This window comes from Dyella sp. C9 (assembly GCF_003332825.1).
Lineage (GTDB): Bacteria > Pseudomonadota > Gammaproteobacteria > Xanthomonadales > Rhodanobacteraceae > Dyella.
In genome coordinates this window covers 383,933-404,401 of sequence record NZ_QIRF01000001.1, presented here as the reverse complement: position 1 = coordinate 404,401, position 20,469 = coordinate 383,933, and the positions used below count along the sequence as shown (strand labels likewise).

The 20,469-nt window shown below is 66.6% G+C and carries 18 protein-coding genes; 10 read left to right on the top strand and 8 right to left on the bottom strand.

All coding sequences use genetic code 11. The annotated features are described in order from the left end of the window. Positions 1-140: 140 nt before the first annotated feature. From DVU99_RS01825 to DVU99_RS01810, 4 genes are all read left to right on the top strand, one after another. On the top strand, positions 141-1,943 hold the full coding sequence (locus DVU99_RS01825; protein ID WP_114238494.1) for an aminopeptidase P family protein: 1,803 nt from the start codon (positions 141-143) through the stop codon (positions 1,941-1,943). 165 nt (positions 1,944-2,108) lie between these two features. Then, positions 2,109-3,998: a DNA topoisomerase IV subunit B gene (parE, locus tag DVU99_RS01820; protein ID WP_114238493.1), complete on the top strand. Its 1,890-nt coding sequence runs from the start codon at positions 2,109-2,111 to the stop codon at positions 3,996-3,998. Between the two features lie 202 nt (positions 3,999-4,200). Beyond that, positions 4,201-5,271, top strand: coding sequence for a PLP-dependent cysteine synthase family protein (locus DVU99_RS01815; RefSeq protein ID WP_114238492.1), 1,071 nt, complete (start codon positions 4,201-4,203; stop codon positions 5,269-5,271). Positions 5,272-5,334: 63 nt separating this feature from the next. Beyond that, positions 5,335-5,856, top strand: coding sequence for a 3-hydroxyanthranilate 3,4-dioxygenase (locus tag DVU99_RS01810; protein ID WP_114238491.1), 522 nt, complete (start codon positions 5,335-5,337; stop codon positions 5,854-5,856). A 219-nt stretch (positions 5,857-6,075) separates the two neighbouring features. Here DVU99_RS01810 and DVU99_RS01805 read toward each other — a convergent pair whose 3' ends face one another. Beyond that, a complete protein-coding gene (locus DVU99_RS01805; RefSeq protein WP_114238490.1) occupies positions 6,076-6,609 on the bottom strand; it encodes an NUDIX hydrolase in 534 nt (177 codons plus the stop codon). Between the two features lie 254 nt (positions 6,610-6,863). Here DVU99_RS01805 and DVU99_RS01800 point away from each other — a divergent pair, with 254 nt between their 5' ends. After that, positions 6,864-8,357: an amino acid permease gene (locus DVU99_RS01800; RefSeq protein WP_114238489.1), complete on the top strand. Its 1,494-nt coding sequence runs from the start codon at positions 6,864-6,866 to the stop codon at positions 8,355-8,357. 75 nt (positions 8,358-8,432) lie between these two features. Next, a complete protein-coding gene (locus tag DVU99_RS01795) occupies positions 8,433-9,881 on the top strand; it encodes an amino acid permease (protein WP_114238488.1) in 1,449 nt (482 codons plus the stop codon). Between the two features lie 556 nt (positions 9,882-10,437). Here the strand turns inward: DVU99_RS01795 and DVU99_RS01790 are convergent. After that, positions 10,438-10,767, bottom strand: coding sequence for a high-potential iron-sulfur protein (locus DVU99_RS01790; RefSeq protein WP_114238487.1), 330 nt, complete (start codon positions 10,765-10,767; stop codon positions 10,438-10,440). Positions 10,768-10,933: 166 nt separating this feature from the next. Between DVU99_RS01790 and DVU99_RS01785 the strand changes: the two genes are divergently transcribed. The 4 genes from DVU99_RS01785 to DVU99_RS01770 all read left to right on the top strand — a co-directional run bounded on the left by DVU99_RS01785 (position 10,934) and on the right by DVU99_RS01770 (position 14,116). Continuing rightward, entirely contained in the window at positions 10,934-11,581 is a 648-nt protein-coding gene (locus tag DVU99_RS01785) for a methylthioribulose 1-phosphate dehydratase (protein ID WP_114238486.1), read from the top strand. Next, entirely contained in the window at positions 11,578-12,144 is a 567-nt protein-coding gene (locus tag DVU99_RS01780; RefSeq protein WP_114238485.1) for an acireductone dioxygenase, read from the top strand. The genes DVU99_RS01785 and DVU99_RS01780 overlap by 4 nt, the downstream gene beginning before the upstream one ends. A 235-nt stretch (positions 12,145-12,379) precedes the next feature. Beyond that, positions 12,380-13,066: an acireductone synthase gene (gene mtnC, locus DVU99_RS01775; protein ID WP_114238484.1), complete on the top strand. Its 687-nt coding sequence runs from the start codon at positions 12,380-12,382 to the stop codon at positions 13,064-13,066. A gap of 18 nt (positions 13,067-13,084) precedes the next feature. Then, on the top strand, positions 13,085-14,116 hold the full coding sequence (locus DVU99_RS01770; protein ID WP_114238483.1) for a C13 family peptidase: 1,032 nt from the start codon (positions 13,085-13,087) through the stop codon (positions 14,114-14,116). Between the two features lie 13 nt (positions 14,117-14,129). On the opposite strand, the gene DVU99_RS01765 is transcribed toward DVU99_RS01770, so the two are convergent. The 6 genes from DVU99_RS01765 to hisIE all read right to left on the bottom strand — a co-directional run bounded on the left by DVU99_RS01765 (position 14,130) and on the right by hisIE (position 20,412). Further along, positions 14,130-15,251 (bottom strand): sulfate/molybdate ABC transporter ATP-binding protein, encoded by a 1,122-nt coding sequence (locus tag DVU99_RS01765; protein WP_114238482.1) that lies wholly within the window; start codon positions 15,249-15,251, stop codon positions 14,130-14,132. A gap of 9 nt (positions 15,252-15,260) precedes the next feature. After that, a complete protein-coding gene (gene cysW, locus DVU99_RS01760) occupies positions 15,261-16,124 on the bottom strand; it encodes a sulfate ABC transporter permease subunit CysW (protein WP_114238481.1) in 864 nt (287 codons plus the stop codon). Continuing rightward, positions 16,121-16,945, bottom strand: a complete 825-nt coding sequence (gene cysT / locus DVU99_RS01755) for a sulfate ABC transporter permease subunit CysT (protein ID WP_114238601.1) — start codon at positions 16,943-16,945, stop codon at positions 16,121-16,123. Before cysT ends, cysW begins: the two co-directional genes overlap by 4 nt. 5 nt (positions 16,946-16,950) lie before the next feature. Beyond that, entirely contained in the window at positions 16,951-17,952 is a 1,002-nt protein-coding gene (locus tag DVU99_RS01750; RefSeq protein ID WP_114238480.1) for a sulfate ABC transporter substrate-binding protein, read from the bottom strand. Between the two features lie 125 nt (positions 17,953-18,077). After that, positions 18,078-19,475: an FAD/NAD(P)-binding protein gene (locus tag DVU99_RS01745; protein WP_198670151.1), complete on the bottom strand. Its 1,398-nt coding sequence runs from the start codon at positions 19,473-19,475 to the stop codon at positions 18,078-18,080. A 304-nt stretch (positions 19,476-19,779) separates the two neighbouring features. Further along, positions 19,780-20,412, bottom strand: a complete 633-nt coding sequence (gene hisIE, locus DVU99_RS01740; RefSeq protein ID WP_114238478.1) for a bifunctional phosphoribosyl-AMP cyclohydrolase/phosphoribosyl-ATP diphosphatase HisIE — start codon at positions 20,410-20,412, stop codon at positions 19,780-19,782. Positions 20,413-20,469 lie beyond the last annotated feature (57 nt).

The following is a 20,469-nucleotide window of genomic DNA, read 5'->3' as shown; positions in this document are numbered from 1 at the left end:
TGCCGCAGTTGAAAATTCTTGCGCAGGCGACTGCGGCGACTTGACATGGAAATGCAAGAGCCAGCACCCGATTTTTTGGCCGCCTTTAGTCGAATCCGAGCAGAAAGTGAGCTCATCCGGCGCCCTGTTACCATGCGTCGATGAACCACACTGCATCCTCCAAGCTCATCGCCCTGCGACAAGCCATGCAGCAGCATGACGTTGCCGCCTGCATGATCCCCAGCGCCGACCCGCACCTGTCCGAGTACCTGCCCGGACACTGGCAGGCGCGCGCATGGCTGTCGGGCTTCACCGGTTCGGCGGGTACGCTGGTGGTCACCATGCACCACGCCGGCGTGTGGACGGACGGCCGTTACTTCGACCAGGCGACCCAGCAGCTGGCCGGCACCGGCATCGCGCTGATGAAGCAGCGCGTGGCGCATGCTCCCGAACATATCGAATGGCTGCGCGAGCACCTGCAGGCAGGTCAGACACTGGCCGTGGCCGGAGACAGCGTTGCGCTGGGCACGGCACGCGCACTGGCACGCCGCCTTGGCGAGTCCGGCGCGGCGGTGCGCACGGATCTCGACCTGCCCGGCATGATCTGGCCCGATCGCCCCGCCCTGCCCGCAGCGCCGGTGTTCGAACACGCCCTGCGCTACGCCGTGCAGCCGCGCAGCGACAAGCTCGGCCGCCTGCGCACGGCCATGCGCAAGCTCGGCGCCACTCACCACCTGGTGTCCAGCCTGGACGACATCGCCTGGCTCACCAACCTGCGCGGCAGCGATGTGGAGTGCAACCCGGTGTTCCTCGCCCACCTTCTGGTGCAGGCTGAGGGCCCCGCGACGCTGTTCGTGGGTCGCGGCAAGCTCGACGAGGCACTGGTCGCCACACTCGCCGCCGACGAGGTTCGCGTGGCCGACTATGCGGCCATTGCCGGCGCGCTGGCCGCACTGGGCCAGCACGATCGCCTGCTGCTCGACCCCGCCCGCGTGGTGGTGTCGGTGGCTGCGGCCATCCCGCCCGAGGTGGACCTGGTCGAGACGGCCAACCCCTCCACCCTGTCCAAGGCGCGCAAGAGCGAGGCCGAGCTGGACCACATCCGCGAGACGATGCGCCGTGACGGCGCGGCCCTGGTTCGCGCGTTCCGCCGACTGGAGGAACGTGTCACCGCCGGCATGCGCCAGACCGAGCTGGACGTGGACAGCCTGCTGCTGGAAGAGCGCTCCGCGCAGCCCGATTTCGTTGGCGAGAGTTTCTCCACCATTGCCGGCTACATGGCCAACGGCGCGCTGCCGCACTACCGTGCCACGTCCGAGGCGCACAGCGCGCTGAAGGCCGAGGGCCTGCTGCTGGTCGATTCGGGTGGCCAGTACCTGGGCGGCACCACCGACATCACCCGCGTGCTGGCGTTGGGCGAGACCACTGCCGAGCAGCGCCGGGACGCCACCCTGGTGATGAAGGGCATGATCGGCCTCAGCCGCGCCCGCTTCCCCAAGGGCGCCAGCGGGCCGCAGCTCGACGCGCTGGCGCGCGCGCCGCTGTGGGCCAGCGGCATGGACTTCGGCCACGGCACCGGCCATGGCGTGGGCTACTTCCTCAACGTGCACGAAGGCCCACAGGGCATCCGGCCGCCGGTTTCCGGCGCCACCCTGGTGCCGCTGGAGCCGGGCATGATCAGTTCGATCGAGCCCGGCCTGTACAAGCCGGGCCGCCACGGCATCCGCCACGAAAACCTGGCGGTGGTGATCGAGGCCGACCAGACCGAGTTCGGCGAGTTCTACGCCTTCGAGACCCTTACCCTGTGCCCGTTCGACCGCCGTGCGCTGGAGCCCAGCCTGCTCAACCCGGAGGAACGCGCCTGGCTGGACGACTATCACGCCACCGTGCGGGCGGCCCTGGCACCCTTGCTCGAGGACGCGGACTTGGCCTGGCTGGAGCGCCATTGCGCCCCCCTGGCCTGAGGCCATCCCTGCACCCGGCGGCCCGCCATGGCGCGCCCATTCCGGCGGGCGGTCGCGCCCAGGGTGCGCTCCTACACATATAGATAGTTCAGCAGCCCGGGAACGCTTGACCTGCCCGCCCGGGCAACCCATCCTCCCGCGCTTAACCCAAGTTGGTCCCTCCGCATGAGCAGTCGCTACAACGCCGCCGACATTGAAGTCCTCTCCGGCCTTGACCCGGTCAAGCGCCGCCCCGGCATGTATACGGACACCTCCCGCCCGAACCACCTGGCGCAGGAAGTGATCGACAACTCGGTGGACGAGGCCCTGGCCGGCCACGCCAAGTCCATCGAAGTGATCGTGCATACCGACGGCTCGGTGGAAGTCACCGACGACGGGCGCGGCATGCCGGTGGACATCCATCCGGAAGAAGGCGTCCCCGGCGTCGAGCTGATCCTCACCCGCCTGCATGCGGGCGGCAAGTTCTCCGGCAAGAACTACAACTTCTCCGGCGGCCTGCACGGCGTGGGCGTGTCGGTGGTCAACGCGCTGTCCAATCGCGTGGAAGTGACCATCCGCCGCGACGGCAACGAATACCGCATGGCCTTCGAGAACGGCGACCGCGCCAGCGAACTCGAAGTGATCGGCACGGTGCCCAAGAAGAAGACCGGCACCACGGTGCGCTTCTGGGCCGACCCCAAGTACTTCGATTCGCCGAAGATCTCGCTGGGCAAGCTGCGCCACCTGCTGCGCGCCAAGGCCGTGCTGTGCGCGGGCTTGAGCGTGAAGCTGGTCGACGAGGCCACTGGCGACGTCAACGAGTGGTACTACGAGGACGGCCTGCGCGATTACCTGCGCGACGAGCTGTCCGGCGCCGAGGCGATCCCGGCCGAACTGTTCGTGCACCACGTGCAGCGCGAGGCCGACGGCCTCGACGTGGCCCTGGCCTGGGTGCCGGAAGGCGAGCTGGTGCAGGAGAGCTACGTCAACCTGATTCCTACCGCACAGGGCGGCACCCACGTGAACGGCCTGCGCTCGGGCCTCACCAATGCCATCCGCGAGTTCTGCGACATCCGCAACCTGCTGCCACGCGGCGTCAAGCTGGCGCCGGAAGACGTGTGGGAGCGCCTGGCCTTCGTGCTGTCGGCCAAGCTGCAGGATCCGCAGTTCGCCGGCCAGACCAAGGAACGCCTGTCCTCGCGCAACGCCGCCGGCATGGTCGAAGGCGTCATCCACGATGCCTTCAGCCTGTGGCTCAACCAGCACGTGGACCTCGGCGAGCGCATCGCCCAGCTCGCCATCGAACGCGCCAGCGCGCGCCTGAAGGCAGCCAAGCAGGTGGTGCGCAAGAAGATCACCCAGGGCCCCGCCCTGCCCGGCAAGCTGGCCGACTGCACTGCCACCGACCTTTCCCGCACCGAGCTGTTCCTGGTGGAAGGCGACTCGGCCGGCGGCAGCGCCAAGCAGGCGCGCGACAAGGAATTCCAGGCGATCCTTCCGCTGCGCGGCAAGATCCTCAACACCTGGGAAGTGGAATCGGGCTCGGTGCTCGCTTCCGAAGAAGTGCACAACCTCGCCGTGGCGATCGGCTGCGATCCGGGCAAGGACGATCTCTCGGGCCTGCGCTACGGCAAGGTGATCATCCTCGCCGACGCCGACTCCGACGGCCTGCACATCGCCACCCTGCTGAGCGCGCTGTTCCTCAAGCACTTCCCGGCCCTGGTGCGCGACGGCCATGTGTTCGTGGCGATGCCCCCGCTGTTCCGCGTGGACGTGGGCAAGCAGGTGTTCTATTGCCTGGACGAGAACGAGAAGACCGCCCTGCTCCAGCGCATCGAGCGCGAAAAGATGAAGGGCCAGGTCAGCACCACCCGCTTCAAGGGCCTGGGCGAGATGAACCCCGCGCAGTTGCGCGAATCGACCATCCACCCGGACACCCGCCGCCTGGTGCAGCTCACCGTGGAAGGTGACGACGGCACGGCCAAGCTGATGGACATGCTGCTGGCCAAGAAGCGCGCCAGCGACCGCAAGGCATGGCTGGAAGAAAAGGGCGACCTGGCGACGCTGGAGGCCTGAGCCGGCGTCTCCTCCCTCTCCCCCACGGGGAGAGGGCTGGGGTGAGGGGCCATTCTTGCGAGAAGGCTCGTTCGAGCCCGTTTCTTTGTAAGTCTGCCGCGAGTACCCCCTCACCTCGATCCTCTCCCCGAGGGGAGAGGAAGAAAAGACGGCACTGACGCACGTCAACGCCCCACTCACACCCGGCGGCTAGACTTGCCGGATGCATGCCGCCTGGACTCGCCGCGCTGTTCAAACCCTCGAGGCCGAAGCACACCGCTCGGCCGATACCCACCTGATCCGGCTGGACCTGCCCGCCTTTCCCGGCATCCCGCTCTATCTCAAGGACGAATCCGTCCATCCCACCGGCAGCCTCAAACACCGGCTGGCGCGCTCGCTGTTCCTCTACGCCATCTGCAACGGCTGGCTGGACGAGGCGCGCCCGGTGGTCGAGGCATCCAGTGGCAGCACCGCGATTTCCGAGGCCTATTTCGCCCGCCTGCTCGACCTGCCGTTCTTCGCGGTAATGCCGCGCAGCACCTCACGCGACAAGGTCGCCCAGATCGAGTTCTTCGGCGGGCACTGCCACTTCATCGACGACACCGATGTCTATGGCGCCGCACAACGCCTGGCCAGCGAACTGGGTGGCCATTACATGGACCAGTTCACCTACGCCGAACGCGCCACCGACTGGCGTGGCAACAACAACATCGCCGAGTCCATTTTCCGCCAAATGCAGCGCGAGCCCGACCCGGAGCCACGCTGGATCGTGGTGCCGGCCGGCACCGGGGGCACCTCGGCCACCATCGGCCGCTACATCCGCTACCGCTGCGGCCAGCATGGCCTGGCTCGCCTGGCCGTGGTCGATCCGGAGTATTCGGTGTTCTACGACTACTACCGCCACGGTGACGCGCGGCGGCAGCTCACGCGGGGCTCGCGCATCGAAGGCATCGGCCGACCGCGGGTGGAACCTTCATTCATGCCAGGGGTGATCGACCGCATGCTGCAGGTCCCCGATGCGGCCTCCATCGCAGCCCTCCAACTATTGGAGGGCTTGCTGGGCCGGCGCTGTGGCGGCTCCACGGGCACCAACCTGGTCGGCGCGCTGCAATTGATGGCCGAATTGAGCGCCAGCGGGGAACGCGGGCCGGTGGTAACCCTGATCTGCGACGATGGCGAGCGCTACCGCGACACGTATTACAACGAGGCCTGGATCCGCGCCGAGGACCTGGACGTGTCCGCCCAGCGAACGCGCCTGCAGGCCATCGTGGACACTGGCCGCTGGACCGACTGACCAGGCTTCCCCCTGCACCACCCACGACGCTATCTTGAAGGCATTGCCTCGCCGGAACGCACCATGTCCCTGCTGCCACCGATCGACCTGAAGCGCTGGATCGACGAACACCGTCACCTGCTTAAGCCACCCGTCGGCAACAAATGCATCGTCGATGGCGACTTCATCATCATGATCGTCGGCGGCCCCAATGCCCGCACCGATTACCACTACGACGAAGGCCCCGAGTTTTTCTATCAACTCGAAGGCGAAATGGTGCTGAAGGTGCAGGACGCCGGCAGGCCACGCGACATACCGATCCGCGCCGGTGAACTGTTCTACCTTCCGCCCTGCGTACCGCATTCGCCGCAACGCCTGCCCGACTCCATCGGCCTGGTGATCGAGCGCCGCCGCCTCGCCGGCGAGAAGGACGGCCTGCTGTGGTACTGCGAGCGCTGCAACCACAAGCTTTACGAGGAGTACTTCACCCTCGACAGCATCGAGCACGACTTCCCGCCGGTGTTCGAGCGCTTCTACCGCTCGATCGATGCGCGCACCTGCGTGGAATGCGGCCACCTCAATCCGGCACCCGCGAGATACGCCTGACCCGACCCTGCAGGCTGCACAATCCATGGTGGACTGAAGCGCGCACCTGCGTGGAATGCAGCCGCCCCAGTCGCCCCTGAAGGAGCGCACCCTGTGCGCGACAAGCGACGAAGCCGGGGCCATCGACATGCCCTCGCCCCATCGACCTGATGCCTCAACGCGAATCGCGAGGCCAGGCCATCGCGCACAGGGTGCGCTCCTGCAGGCCAGCGCTTCGATTCAACCGCGCCGCAACCACTTGGCGGCCATGCGCCGCAACGATTCGTCGCTGCCGGCATCCCTGGCGATCTCGCGGATGGAGCGCCAGGCCAGGGCGTGGGACTCTTCGCTGACCACGAACTGCTCACTGCCACCGGCACGAACCGCATAGCGCACGTCATAGTGCCAATGCTCCGGCTCGGCGGCGCGCGCCGGTATGCGATGGCGATCCAGGTCGAACGGCACCTCCTCCACATGCAGGCCGGACAAGCCCGACTCCTCTTCGGCCTCGCGCAGCGCGACGCGGGCCAGGTCGGTATCGCCATCGGCGTGACCGCCCAGCTGCAGCCAGCGATCGAGCTTGCGATGATGGGTCAACAGCACACGCTCGCCATCCGCGCTCACCAGCCAGGCCGAACCCGTGAAGTGGCCTTCCAGCGCCGAGCGATGGAACACCCTCTCGCCCTCCCCGAGCAGCGCCACGAAGTGCGCGGCGTCGCCTTCCTCCGGCCATTGCTCGGCGTAGTGCTGAAACTGGGCAAGCAAGGCGCTCATCGCGGATTCCTTCCTGAAGGAGAAAACCGCGGGTCGGCACGCGGTATCCACACATTATTTCAGAGCCGACCGGCGCCGTCTCGGCGTACCGGCGGGCGGGCGCTGTTTAGCCGCAATGCAACTTGTACCGCCGCGCCCCGCTGGGCTATGGTGGCCTGTCGTCGCAGGGGTAGCGACGCATTTGACCGTGGCGAAAGTCACGGTGCCATGCATTCAAAAAACGAAGAAACCAGAACAGGCGGTAGGGGAGAGACATGCTGAAAAACCTGTTTGCGACGCATCCGATCCAGGCGTCGCCTCACGTCGATGCGGGCGAGTTGCCCCATGACAGCCTGCAAGGCGAAGCCAGTCTCAAGCGCGTGCTGACCGCACGTCACTTGGTGATGCTGGGCATCGGCGCAGTCATCGGCGCCGGTATCTTCGTGATCACCGGCCAGGCCGCCGCCGAACACGCCGGCCCTGCACTCGTCATCAGCTTCATCGTCGCCGGCATCGCCTGTGCCTTCGCCGGCCTCTGCTACGCCGAGTTCGCCGCGATGATCCCGGTCTCGGGCAGCGCCTACGCCTATTCCTATGCCACGCTGGGCGAGATCGTCGCCTGGTTCATCGGCTGGAACCTGGTACTCGAATACCTGTTTGCGGTGGCCACGGTGGCAGCGGGCTGGTCGGGTTACTTCAACGAGTGCCTATCGATCCTGGGCCACTGGACCGGGCTGTCCCTGGCATTGCCGGACTACCTGTCCAGCGCGCCACTCAAGTTCACCGATACGCACCAGATCGTCGGCACCGGCGCACTGATCAACCTGCCCGCCGTGCTTATCGTCAGTGCGCTCACCCTGCTCTGCTACCGCGGCATCACTCAGTCCACCTTCGTCAACTCGTTGATCGTGACGATCAAGGTGGTGGTGATCGGCCTGTTCCTGATCTTCGCATTCCGCTTCATCGACCCGGCCAACTGGCACCCGTTCATCCCGCCGGAAGAAGGCCCGGGCCGCTTCGGCACCAGCGGCATCTTCCGCGCCGCGGTGCTGGTGTTCTTCTCCTATGTGGGCTTCGACGCGGTATCCACCGCCGCCGGCGAGGCCAAGAACCCGCAGCGCGACATGCCCATCGGCATCCTCGGTTCGCTATTCATCTGCACCGTGCTGTACATCGCCATGGCGCTGACCCTCACCGGCATCGCCCCGTACCACATGCTGGGCACGCCGGAGCCGGTGGCCACCGCGCTCAGCCTGTACCCGCAGCTGACCTGGCTGAAGGCCATCGTCTCGTTCGGTGCGCTGGCCGGCCTGTCCTCGGTGATCCTGGTGATGCTGCTGGGCACCTCGCGCATCTTCTTCAGCATGGCGAAGGACGGCCTGCTGCCCAAGACCATGTCGCGCGTGCACCCGTCGCATCGCACGCCGCACGTGGCCACCGTGATCGCCGGCGTCGCTGCGCTGGTGATCGCCGGCCTGTTCCCGGTGAGCATCCTCGGTGAGCTGGTCTCGATGGGCACCCTGCTGGCATTCACCACGGTGTGCATCGGCGTGCTGATCCTGCGCTACACCCGTCCGGAGCTGCCGCGCTCGTTCCGCGTGCCCGGCATCTGGGTGGTGAGCATCCTGGGCTCGGCGATCTGCCTGTACCTGTTCTGGCAGTCCTTCCGCGCCAACTGGCCGCTGATGCTGGGCTGGACCACCTTCGGCATGCTCATCTATGGCTTCTACGGGTATTCCCATAGCAAGCTCCGCAAGCAAAACTCCTGACCTGACACGGAGGGCCGGCCCAGCGCCGGCCCTCTCGTTTTGATTCCCGCGCCTTCCGCAGCACCAGGCCGACGCATGCTCAAACAGCTATTCGCACGCAAGACCGACTTCTCCGACGCCGACGACCCCTCGCACGGCCCTACCCTGCGCCGCACGCTCGGTCCCTGGGGCATCACCGCCCTGGGCATCGGCGCCGTCATCGGCACCGGCATCTTCGTGGTCACCGGCCAGGCGGCCGCCGAGCACGCGGGGCCTGCGGTGCTCATCTCCTTCGTCCTGGCGGCGATCTGCAGCGGCTTCACCGCCCTGTGCTACGCCGAGTTCGCCACGCTGATCCCGATCTCGGGCAGCTCCTACTCCTATGCCTATGCCACGCTGGGTGAACTGGTGGCGTGGTTCATCGGCTGGAACATGGTGCTGGAGTACGGCATATCGGCGTCCGCCGTGGCTGCCAGTTGGACCGGCTACTTCACCAGCCTGCTCGACAACATCGGCATCCACCTGCCGCAGGCACTGACCGAAGCCCCGCTCGCCTTCACCGATGGCCACCTGGTGACCACCGGCCACATCATGAACCTGCCCGCGGTGGCGATCGTGCTGGCGCTCACCTGGCTCTGCTACGTCGGCATCCGTGAGTCGTCCGGCCTGAACGTGCTGATGGTGGCGCTCAAGGTCGGCCTGATCATCATCGTGGTGGTCGCCGGCTATCGCTACATCGACCCGGTCAACTGGCACCCGTTCATCCCCGCCAACGAGGGCCCGGGCAAATACGGCTGGTCGGGCATCATGCGCGGCGCGGCAATGGTGTTCTTTGCCTACATCGGCTTCGAGGCCACCTCGACCGCAGCGCAGGAGTGCAAGAACCCCCAGCGCGACCTGCCCTTCGGCACGCTGGTGTCGCTGGTGATCTGCACCGTGCTGTACCTGGCGATGGCCGCGGTACTGACCGGCCTGATCTCCTATACGCAGTTGGGTACGCCGGAACCGGTGGTCACCGCCATCAAGAACCACCCGCAGCTGGAATGGCTGCGCTGGGTGGTGGAGATCGGTGCGCTGATCGGCCTGTCCTCGGTGATCCTGGTGATGATCATCGCGCAGCCGCGCATCTTCATGATCATGTCGCGTGACGGCCTGCTGCCGCCCGTGTTCAACCGCATCCATCCGCGTTACCGCACGCCGCACATCAACACGGTGATCACCGGCATCGGCATCGCGGCGCTTGCGGCAGTGTTCCCGCTCGACCTGCTGGCCGACCTGACCTCCATGGGCACGCTGATCGCCTTCGTGGCGGTGTGCGCGGGCGTGCTGATCCTGCGTTACACAGCGCCCCAACTGCATCGCGGTTTCCGCGTGCCGTGGGTGTGGGTGATCTGCCCCGCCGGCGTGCTCAGCTGCCTGGCCCTGCTGGGCGCGATGTCCTGGTTCAACTGGCTGCTGATGGGCGTCTGGACCGCGGTTGGCCTGGCGATCTATTTCGGCTATGGAATTCGCCACAGTCGCCTGCACAAGGCTATCAAGCAGTAATTTCGGGCATCGTCGCCCAAATGGCCGGAATCACGCCGAATCTGCCGGGAAGGGCATCCCCCTCCCGGCAGGATGAATGGTCCGCCACGCCGGATCATTCGTGATGGCCAGTCTCGAATTTCTCGGCAAGTCATTGTTTTTTATGATTTTAACGAGACTTTTTCGATAAAATTTTGGCGCCGCCCAGCCCCAAAACAGCCCACCGGGAGTATCATCTGTGCTCCGTGGGTTGATCACTTGGCAGTGGGCCCCGGATTGCCGCCCGGCGCGTCAGGCGGGTCAGCTCCTCGGCCTGACGCGTCTGGGCAGCATCTTCTACTCGCCGAGTTCTTCGGCTCGAGTCTTCGCACGCAACGTTCGTTATGACCTCGGTGAGCGCATCGATGCGCACCTCATCCGTCCACCGCGTTCACGTTGCTGCGCCTCGCCGATGAGATTGCGCATGCGAATGGGCGTGGCATGCACCGCGAGTCCATGCTGCGCGATAACCTGATGGGATCACGGGAAAAACAAAGGCCGGCACAAGGCCGGCCTTTGCGTGGTTAACGAACGTGCCTCAGGCTTTCTTGGCGTGCGAGACGCACCAGCCCTTCGCGCTGACGGCCTTGCCCGGGAACAGCTGGCACGGGCCAAAACCCGTGGGGCCGCCCGAGTAGAACTGGCAGTTCGCGCAGGCATCGCCAGCCTTGTGCTTCGAATCGGTCGTCTTGCTCGCATCCTCGACGTAGCCCAGCGCCTTGGCGGTGGGATCGGACTCCGCCAGGTGCGGCAGGTCGGCGGCGCGCGCCCGGCGAGACAACCCGCCGACCACCAGTGCCGCGGCAGCCGTGCCGGCCGCGGCCTTGAGAAAACGACGACGCGATTCGATATCTTTCTCGTGCGACATTGGGTGAAACCTCCGTCCCTTGCGTTTCCATACCCACCACGCCCGTGGTGGTCACTACCCCGAATGCTACTCGCCGCGGCGATAAGTCGTGAGAATGGATCGCATTTTCGGAGACCCTCTGTGGCACGCGTGATATAGTGCCCCTCCATTTGGACGTCCATACCTCATGAGCCAGGTTCTTCCCGCCACGATTCCGCCCGAGCTTTTCGCCCAGCGCGCCGACGCGATCGCCGACGCGGCGCGCGAACTGGCACTGGCCGGCTGGACGCCCGCGACCAGCAGCAACTTCTCGATGCGCATCGATGGCGAGCATGCCGCCATCACCATCTCCGGCCGCGACAAGGGCAAGCTGGGGCGCGATGACATCATGCTGATCGACATGCAGGGCAAGGCAGTCGGCACGACGGCGCGCCCGAGCGCGGAAACCGAGCTGCACACGCAGATCTACCAGCGCTACCCGGAAATGAACGTGGTGCTGCATACGCACTCGCGCACGCAGAGCGTGGCCTCGCGCCTGTTCGCACGCGAAGGTGTAGTGAAGCTGGAGGGCTGGGAGCTGCAGAAGGCCATCGCCGGCCAGACCACGCACGATGCCGAACTGTCGATCCCGGTGTTTCCCAACACGCAGCACATGCCCGAACTGGTGGCCCAGGTCGATGCCTGGCTCGAGGCCGGAAAGCCGCTGCACGCCTATCTCATCAACGGCCACGGGATCTACACCTGGGGCCGCGACATGGCCGAGACACGCCGCCACCTGGAGGCGCTGGAATTCCTGCTCGGCTGCGAACTCGATCTACGGAGGTTGTCCGCATGAGCCGCCTGCGCATCTTCAACGAAACCCAGCCACAGTCGCCGCTATCGGTACATGAGGACCACGCTGATATCGCCAGCGAGCTGGCCAAGGTCGGCGTGCGGTTCGAGCAGTGGGAGGCCAGCCAGCCGATCGCCCCGGGCGCCAGCCAGGACGAAGTGATCGCGGCCTATCGCGCCGACATCGATCGCCTGATGGCCGAAGAAGGCTACCAGTCGGTCGACGTCATCAGCCTCAAGCCGGACCACCCGGATCGCGCCGCGCTGCGCCAGAAGTTCCTCAGCGAACACACCCACAGCGAGGACGAGGTGCGCTTCTTCGTGGCCGGTGCCGGCCAGTTCACCCTGCACCTGGGCGACAAGGTCTACGACGTGCTGTGCGAACAGGGTGACCTCATCGGCGTGCCCGACGGCACCCGCCATTGGTTCGACATGAGCGAGGCGCCCTACTTCGTGGCGATCCGCCTGTTCACCAACAAGGACGGTTGGGTGGCCAACTTCACCGGCGAGGCCATCGCCGAGCGCTTCCCGCGCATGGTGCCGCACACCTCGACCGTGGCAGCCTGATCCAGCCGCACGGGCGCACCCTGCGCGCGACCATCGGAGCCCCGTCTTGGCATCGCAGCAAAGCCCGCCCATCCGGCGGGCTTTTTGTTGGACGGGCACCCACCTTGGTCGCGCACAGGATGCGCTCCTACAGGCCGGCGAAAAGGTGCGCGGCGTCATGCCCATGCCCCCTGGCGCTCGCCCCTAAAGCCCTGTCCCGGTTAAGCTTGGCGTCCCCGTACCCTGGCTTTACCGCATGACCGTCATCCGCGCCATCGTCACCGACATCGAAGGCACCACCAGCTCGATCAGCTTCGTCAAGGACGTGCTGTTTCCGTATGCGCGCAAGCGCCTGCCCGCGTTTGTCGAAACCCATGGCGACACGCCCGAGGTGCAGCACTGGCTGCATGAGGCCGCCAAGGAGGCGGGCATCGTCGAAGCGCCACGCCAGCAGATCATCGACCTGCTGCAGCGCTGGATCGACGAGGACCGCAAGTCCACCGCGCTGAAGGCGCTGCAGGGCATGATCTGGAAGGAAGGCTACGAGGCCGGGGACTACCAGGCCCACCTCTATCCCGAGGTGTCCGCCCGGCTCCACGCCTGGCGCGCCGACGGGTTGCATCTATACGTCTATTCATCCGGATCGGTGCCGGCGCAGATCCTGTTCTTCCGCTACAGCGAGGCAGGCGACCTGACGCCGCTGTTCTCCGGTTACTTCGATACCGAGACCGGCCCCAAGCGCGAGCGCGCTTCTTACGAAAAGATCGCCGAGGCGATCGGCGAGCAGCCGGCGCATATCCTGTTCCTCTCCGACATCGTGGAGGAACTCGATGCCGCGCGTAGCGCGGGCCTGCGCACCGGTTGGCTGCTGCGCGAGCCGCTCACGCTGCCGGATGCCCCGCGGCATCCCGCCTACCGCGACTTCGACGCCATCGTCCTCTGAGTCTCCCGAGACCTCGCCATGCGTACTGCCCTGACCGCCTTGCTCGCCTTTGCAGCAGGTGTGCTGCTCATGCTGGGCCTGGCGCACCACGCGCCGCCCGCCAGCCAGCCAGAGGCGACGGGCAGCCACGTGGCAGCCACCGCGTCGGCGCCCGCGCCGAGCAGTACCAGCGGCAACGACGAGGACAGCACCGCCTCGGACAACTGGCCTGACCAGGCGCCGTCGCCCGAACAGGTGATCTACGCGCAGCGCGGCATGGTCCACAAGGCCGTGTCCGAGCTTGGCCCGCGCGTGGCCGGGCGACCGAATCTCTACGTGCTGGCCTTTGCTGCCGACGGCGGCGAGGATGTGTTCCGCAACGAAGCCGAGTACGCAGCCAAGATGTTTCCCGCGCGGTTCGGCGCCGGCACCCACGTGATGGTGCTGGAGAACAACCCGGCGACGCTGGAGCAACACCCGCTGGCGACCTGGAGCAACCTCGAAGATGCACTCGACGGCCTGGCCGGCGTGATGAAGCCCGACGAGGACATCCTGCTCTTGTATCTCACCACGCACGGCGACGAGGACCACAACCTGCTGGTGGACATGGACCCGCTGCCACTGGACCAGATCGGCGCGTCCGACCTTGCTGACATCCTCGACAAGCGCCCGTTCAAGTGGAAGGTCTTGGTGGTCAATGCCTGCTATTCGGGCGGCTTCGTGCCGGAAGTGCGCGGTCCTGGCACCCTGGTGATCACCGCCGCGCGTGCCGACCGCAGCTCGTTCGGCTGCGGCGCCGATTCGGACGTCACCTACTTCGGCCACGCGTGGCTGGTCAACGCACTGAGCCGCACGCCGGATTTCATCGAGGCCTACCGCCAGGCTGCCGGGGAAATCGCTCAGTGGGAGCAGAAGGACAAGCTCACTCCGTCCGAGCCCCAGATGGACGTCGGTGCCGGCATCGCCGCGCAACTGGCGTTATGGCGCCAGCACATCAGCCAGGGTGCCCCCGTGCCCTTCAAGGCGGCGACCTCGACCGCCAACGCGCCCCACTCCATCACGCCGCGCTGACACCGCGCGCGCTTCAGGCGTGCACGCGATCGGGTTCGAGCCAGATCCAGCGCTCGCGGTCGACCGTCGCTCCGCTGCCGTCGTGCGGAAACAGCACCGCACTGCGCGGTGCGATCCGCAACTCCCGACCGGCCTGCAGCCCGAGGCGCGAGAGATCCTCACTGGCCACATCGGCCTCCAGGGTCTGGTCGAGTGAGGGCACGTAGAGATCCAGATGGGCCACGCTGCCGGCCAGGTAGACGTGGCGCAGGCGCGCCTCCCACGCAGGCAACGTTGGAGGCACCACCAGGCTGAGCTGCTCGGGCCGGATGTAAGCGGTGGCCTTCGCGTATCGCCCTTGCCAAGGCTCATCGCCTTCAGGCATCCAGCCACCCGCGGCCAGGCCAACGCCTGTTCGACGCAGCTCGACGCGATTGACCTTGCCGATGAATTCGCACACGAACGGCGTCGCCGGCTGCTGGTAGATCTGCTCGGGCGGGCCGACCTGCTCGATGCGGCCCTGGTTCATCACGGCGACGCGGTCGGCCAGCTCCAGCGCTTCTTCCTGGTCGTGGGTGACGAATACCGTGGTGAGCTGCAGTTCCTCGTGCAACTCGCGCAACCAACGCCGCAAGGTGACGCGCACCTGCGCATCGAGCGCGCCGAAGGGCTCGTCCAGCAGCAGCATGTCCGGCTCGACGGCCAGCGCGCGTGCCAATGCCACACGCTGGCGCTGGCCGCCCGACAACTGGGCGGGATAGCGCCCGCCCAGCCCCTCCAACTGCACGCGCGCGAGCAATCGATCGACCTGCTCGTGGATCTTGGCGCGGGAAGGACGCGTGCGCCAGGGACGCACGCGCAGTCCGAAGGCAATGTTCTCCACCACGGTGAGATGGCGAAACAGCGCGTAGTGCTGGAACACCATGCCGATGCGGCGCTCACGCGCCGGCGTGGCGAGGAAATCCTCGCCGTCCCTGTGCACGGAGCCACTGTCGGGATAGTCGAGGCCCGCCAGGATGCGCAGCAGCGTGGTCTTGCCCGAGCCCGACGGCCCCAGCAGCGCGAGGAATTCGCCGGGTGCGATGCTCAGGCTCACGTCGTCCAGCGCGCCGAATCCGGCGAAACGACGATGAAGATGGGCCAGCTCGAGTGTCATGCCGCTTCCTCAGTGCCCGCCCGGCGCATGTGCCGCCAGTTCGTCGCCATAGCGCCACTCAAGCAGGGTCTTGATGCCGAGTGTGAGCAGCGCCAGCAAGGCCAGCAGCGAGGCCACGGCGAACGCGCCGACGTAGTCGTATTCGTTATAGCGCATCTCCACTTCCAGCGGCATGGTGGTGGTAAGCCCGCGGATGTGCCCGGATACGACCGAGACCGCGCCGAATTCCCCCATCGCCCGGGCATTGCAGAGCAGCACGCCATAAAGCAGCGCCCAGCGGATGTTGGGCAGCGTGACGCGGAAGAACATCTGCCAGCCGCTGGCGCCAAGCACGCGTGCGGCCTGCTCTTCCTCGCTGCCTTGTGACTGCATCAGCGGTATCAGCTCACGCGCCACGAAGGGCAGCGTGATGAACACGGTGGCCAGCACCAGGCCCGGCACTGCGAAGATAATCTTCACGCCGTGGGCCTCCAGCCACGGGCCAAACCAGCCCTGCGCACCGAACAGCAGCACGTAGACCAGGCCCGAGATGACCGGCGACACCGAAAACGGCAGGTCGATCAAGGCACCCAACAGGGCCTTGCCGCGAAACTCGAAGCGCGTCATGGCCCACGCCGCGGCAACCCCGAACACCACGTTCAGCGGCACGGCAATCGCCGCCACCAGCAAGGTGAGGCGTATCGCCGACAGCGCCTCTGGCTGCCTGATCGACTCCAGGTACGGCTCCACGCCCTGCCGGAACGCCTCGACGAACACGGCGGCGAGCGGCAACACCAGGAACAGCAGCAGGAAGACCAGCGCCAGCAGGATCAGAGCCAGGCGCACCAGCCGCCGCGTCAGGCCCGGCTTGCGTCGGCCCACCGCCGGATTCATCGCGACGCCTCCGCCCAACGACTGCTCCAGCGCTGCAGCAGCGCCACCACGATCAGCAACGCGAACGACAGCAGCAACAGAGCGACGCCGAGCGCGGCGGCACCGGCGTAATCGAATTGTTCGAGCTTCTGCACGATCAACAGCGGAGCGATCTCCGAGTGCATCGGAATGTTGCCGGCGATGAAGATCACCGAACCGTATTCACCCACTGCTCGCGCCAACGCCAGCGAAAAACCCGTCAGCAGGGTCGGCGCCAGCATCGGCAGGATCACGCGGAAGAAGGTCTGCCATCGGCGCGCCCCCAGGCTCTGGGCAGCCTCCTCCACATCGCGCTCCAGCGAAGCGAGCACCGGCTGCAGCGTGCGCACCACGAACGGAAAACCGACAAACACCATCGCCACGAGCACGCCCAGGGGGGTATAGGCCACCTTGATGCCCAGCGGCTCCAGCCAACGGCCCAGCCAGCCATTGGGTGCGTACAGCGTGGGCAAGGCAATGCCCGCCACCGCCGTGGGCAGCGCAAAGGGAAGATCGACCAGGGCATCGAACAGGCGGCGACCGGGAAAGCGATAACGCACCAGCACCCAGCCCACCAGCAGGCCGATCACCACATTGACCAGCGCCGCCACCAGCGCACCGCCGACGCTCAACCGCAGGGCCGCCAGCGTGCGCGGCGCACTGAGCAGGTGCAGCATGCCGCCGAGGCCGATGCCGGTGGCCTTCCACGCCAATGCGGCCATGGGCAGCAGGACGATCAGTCCCAGATAGGCCAGCGCGTAGCCGAGGCTGAGACCAAAACCCGGGAGCACGCGCTGGCGCATGCGCGTCAACTTCCCGGACCCAACTGGTCGAACACGCCGCCGTCATTGAAGAACCTGGCCTGCGCCTTGCGCCAGCCGCCGAACAGCTCATCGACGGTGAACGTGTGCGTGGTGGGGAACTGGCTGGCGTAGCGCGCGGCCACGTCGGCCAGGCGCGGGCGATAGTAGTTCTTCGCCGCGATCTCCTGGCCCTGCGGTGAATACAGGAACTGCACATAGGCCTCGGCGACGGCGCGTGTGCCGTGCTTGTCCGCGTTCGCATCCACCACGGCGACCGGCGGCTCGGCAAGGATGGTGATCGACGGCACCACGATCTCGAACTTGTCCTTGCCCAGCTGTTGCCGCGCCAGCAGAGCTTCGTTCTCCCAGGCAATCAGCACGTCGCCGATGCCGCGCTGGACGAAGGTGTTGGTCGCACCACGCGCGCCGGTGTCGAGCACGGGCACGTGCTTGTACAGCTCGCGCACGAAGGCCTTGGCCTTGTCATCGTTGCCAGCCGGCTGCTTCAGGGCGTAGCCCCACGCTGCAAGGAAGTTCCAACGCGCGCCGCCGGACGACTTGGGATTGGGCGTCACCACCTGCACGCCCGGCTTCACCAGGTCGGCCCAGTCCTTGATGCCCTTGGGGTTGCCCTTGCGCACCAGGAACACGATGGTGGAGGTATACGGCGTGGCATTGTCGGGCAGCCGCTGCTGCCAGTTCTTGGCCACCAGGCCGTGATCGGCAAGCGCATCGATGTCGTAACCGAGCGCCAGCGTCACCACGTCGGCCGGCAGACCATCCACCACCGAGCGCGCCTGCTTGCCCGAGCCACCATGCGACATCTGGACGGTGACGCTATCGCCGTGCTGCGCCTTCCACTGCGCCACGAAGGCCGTGTTGATCTGGCGATAGAGCTCGCGCGTGGGATCGTAGGAAACGTTGAGCAAGGTGATGTCCTTGCCCATGGCCACGCTGGCGAGCAGCACGCCCATCATGGCCAGCAGCACTGGAAAAAGCTTCCTCATGGCGCCTCCTGCGGGTGAACGGACGGCCAGACTATCGATTCGGCATGCCGCGACGAAATCGCAATATGGCATAACCACATGTACAGGCCATGCGCAAAATCAGCGCAGGAATCGTTGGAATACGCTCAGGGAAGCTCGCCGACGTCTTCGTACGAAGTGGCCCGACTGGCGGACAACTGCAGTGCCAGGCGATGTGCCGTCGCGCGTATCTCGGGCATGGCCGTGCACTCCCAGAGGTTGCCCCGCAGCAGGGAACCGATGGCATGCAGGCCCGGCTGCGGGGCGCCCGAGGCACCCACCAGCTGGCCGTCGGCCTGCGCCAGTACGCCCAGCTGCAGTGGATCGGCTACCGCCAGGCCATCGCGCAGCAGCTGCGAAAGCAGTGGATCGGCGCCGTAGGCCACGGCCGTATCCAGGCCCGTGGCCTGCACCACCAGGTCGGCCTCCAGCTTGCTCACCAGTTGCGTGGCGCGCTCCCGCAGGGTGACCTGCAGCGGTGCCGTGCCGTCCACTTCCAGCACGCGGGCGGCCAGCACCTGCAGCCTGCCCTCTTCTTCCAACTGGTGGATCGCCTGCCCTGACGCCGGCGCCATGCGATGACGCGAGGCCTCCCACACCCAGCGCGCATGCTGCAGGAACTGCCGGCGCCGCGCGTGGCTGAGCCGCTGCCACAGCAACGCGTTCATCGGTCGCAGGCCGTCGACGATGCTGCGCCAGTCGGTTTCGGTGGCGTCATCGAAGGCCGCGCGCACCAGCCGGAGCATGGGCGCAACGCCGTCGCAGGCGAGCAAGGCCTCATTGAGCGCCTGCTGCCTCGCATAGGTGGCCAACGGCAACGCCGAATGCGTGAACGGCCACAAGCCATGGCGCGACACCGCCACCAGCTCGGCGTGCGGCCAGCGCTCGGCTGCCGACAGCAGCGTGTCGACGGCGGTAAGGCCGGTGCCGATCACCAGCACGCGGCGCGGTGCATGCACATGCCGGTCGAGTCGCCACGGATCGAGTTCATATGCGCCGCTTTCCAGCGCTGCGTGCGATACGGTGCGCAGCGGACGCTGCGCCAGTGCACCGACCGCGAGCACGACGTGGCCGACATCCAACCAGCGCTGTTCGCCGACCCGCACCGCATAACCACCTTCACCGCGCGCGAGCACTTCATGCGCGTTCTCCGGATAGATGCGGAAGCTGCGGCCCAGCCGGCGCGCCGCGTCGATGCGAGCCCCCACCTGCGCCTGAATGAAGTCGCCGAAGATGCGTCGCGGCAGGAAATCCGTGCCCTTCACCTGGCCGAGCTGGCGCGAGGCGTGCTGGATGAAGTCCTCGCCGTGCTCAGCGAACACGCCCATGCCCGACGCGCGCACATTGAGCAGGTGGCGATCGTCCTTGGTGGCGTAGGCGACACCGCGCCCGGGCGCCTGCTGGCCCACGATCCAGTGCACCGTGCCCGCCTCGTACGACGCCAGCAGCTCACCAAAGGCTGCCGCACCCGCTGCCCCGCCACCGATTACCGCGATATCAGCCATAAACACGCTCCTCGGAATGCGGGTACTGCATCGGGCGGGCCGCCACGGCGGTTCGCCCCCTGCCTGTCCCATGCTGGACCATCCAGGTGAAAACGGTCTTCACGACAAACGCGCCGACTGTGGCCGCGGTGCACCGCGCGTTACCGGCCATCGCCGGCATGCGCTGGCGCCGTGCCCGTGCTTCGTTCGCCCTGTGCAGAATCAAACACAGTGGCCGTTAAGGCCGCGCTAGGCATCCGCTCGCGCGACGCCGACCACATGTCCTTAAGGTTATGACGTCACACGATCGCGATTTTTCACGGCGTCAGTGCGCAACACGCCGGGCGTGCCGCGCGCGCAGCACGGACGCCACGTCCGCGAGCCCGAGCCCCCTGGCCCGCAAGGCCACCAGCAGGTGGAACACCAGGTCGGCAGATTCGCCCAGCAGGGCCTGGTCATCCTGCACGACTGCAGCCAGCGCGGTCTCGACGCCCTCCTCGCCCACCTTCTGCGCGATGCGCCGGATGCCGCCCTCGAACAGGCCGGTGGTGTAGCTGCCTTCCGGGCGCTCGGCGTGGCGCTGCGCCACCAGCGCATCGAGTTCGGCGAGGAACCCCGCAGGCGGACTCACCTCGTCGCCGAAGCAGCTGCTGGTGCCACGATGGCAGGTGGGACCGGCGGGTTCGGCCTGGGCGAGCAGCGTGTCGCCGTCGCAGTCGATGCGCAGCGATTTGAGCGTCAACACATTGCCCGAGCTCTCGCCCTTGGTCCAAAGACGCTGCTTGCTGCGACTGAAGAAGGTGACTTGTCCGCTGGATTGCGTCCTGGCCAGGGCTTCGGCATTCATGTAGCCGAGCATCAGCACTTCGCCGGTAAGCCAGTGCTGCACGATCACCGGAACCAGGCCGTCACCCTTGGGCCAGTCGATCAATGCGGGGTCGAGGGAAGTGGTCGTCATGTTCGGATCTCGCTGGATGCGGGAAGACGGCGGCTTCCACGCGTAGAGGGTTAACGG

What these genes read in the sequence shown, in the direction of transcription:
- DVU99_RS01825 (WP_114238494.1), top strand. Translation starts at nt 141, where the DNA reads ATGAACCACACTGCATCCTCCAAGCTCATCGCCCTGCGACAAGCCATG.
- parE (WP_114238493.1), top strand. Translation starts at nt 2,109, where the DNA reads ATGAGCAGTCGCTACAACGCCGCCGACATTGAAGTCCTCTCCGGCCTT.
- DVU99_RS01815 (WP_114238492.1), top strand. Translation starts at nt 4,201, where the DNA reads ATGCATGCCGCCTGGACTCGCCGCGCTGTTCAAACCCTCGAGGCCGAA.
- DVU99_RS01810 (WP_114238491.1), top strand. Translation starts at nt 5,335, where the DNA reads ATGTCCCTGCTGCCACCGATCGACCTGAAGCGCTGGATCGACGAACAC.
- DVU99_RS01805 (WP_114238490.1), bottom strand. Translation starts at nt 6,609, where the DNA reads ATGAGCGCCTTGCTTGCCCAGTTTCAGCACTACGCCGAGCAATGGCCG.
- DVU99_RS01800 (WP_114238489.1), top strand. Translation starts at nt 6,864, where the DNA reads ATGCTGAAAAACCTGTTTGCGACGCATCCGATCCAGGCGTCGCCTCAC.
- DVU99_RS01795 (WP_114238488.1), top strand. Translation starts at nt 8,433, where the DNA reads ATGCTCAAACAGCTATTCGCACGCAAGACCGACTTCTCCGACGCCGAC.
- DVU99_RS01790 (WP_114238487.1), bottom strand. Translation starts at nt 10,767, where the DNA reads ATGTCGCACGAGAAAGATATCGAATCGCGTCGTCGTTTTCTCAAGGCC.
- DVU99_RS01785 (WP_114238486.1), top strand. Translation starts at nt 10,934, where the DNA reads ATGAGCCAGGTTCTTCCCGCCACGATTCCGCCCGAGCTTTTCGCCCAG.
- DVU99_RS01780 (WP_114238485.1), top strand. Translation starts at nt 11,578, where the DNA reads ATGAGCCGCCTGCGCATCTTCAACGAAACCCAGCCACAGTCGCCGCTA.
- mtnC (WP_114238484.1), top strand. Translation starts at nt 12,380, where the DNA reads ATGACCGTCATCCGCGCCATCGTCACCGACATCGAAGGCACCACCAGC.
- DVU99_RS01770 (WP_114238483.1), top strand. Translation starts at nt 13,085, where the DNA reads ATGCGTACTGCCCTGACCGCCTTGCTCGCCTTTGCAGCAGGTGTGCTG.
- DVU99_RS01765 (WP_114238482.1), bottom strand. Translation starts at nt 15,251, where the DNA reads ATGACACTCGAGCTGGCCCATCTTCATCGTCGTTTCGCCGGATTCGGC.
- cysW (WP_114238481.1), bottom strand. Translation starts at nt 16,124, where the DNA reads ATGAATCCGGCGGTGGGCCGACGCAAGCCGGGCCTGACGCGGCGGCTG.
- cysT (WP_114238601.1), bottom strand. Translation starts at nt 16,945, where the DNA reads ATGCGCCAGCGCGTGCTCCCGGGTTTTGGTCTCAGCCTCGGCTACGCG.
- DVU99_RS01750 (WP_114238480.1), bottom strand. Translation starts at nt 17,952, where the DNA reads ATGAGGAAGCTTTTTCCAGTGCTGCTGGCCATGATGGGCGTGCTGCTC.
- DVU99_RS01745 (WP_198670151.1), bottom strand. Translation starts at nt 19,475, where the DNA reads ATGGCTGATATCGCGGTAATCGGTGGCGGGGCAGCGGGTGCGGCAGCC.
- hisIE (WP_114238478.1), bottom strand. Translation starts at nt 20,412, where the DNA reads ATGACGACCACTTCCCTCGACCCCGCATTGATCGACTGGCCCAAGGGT.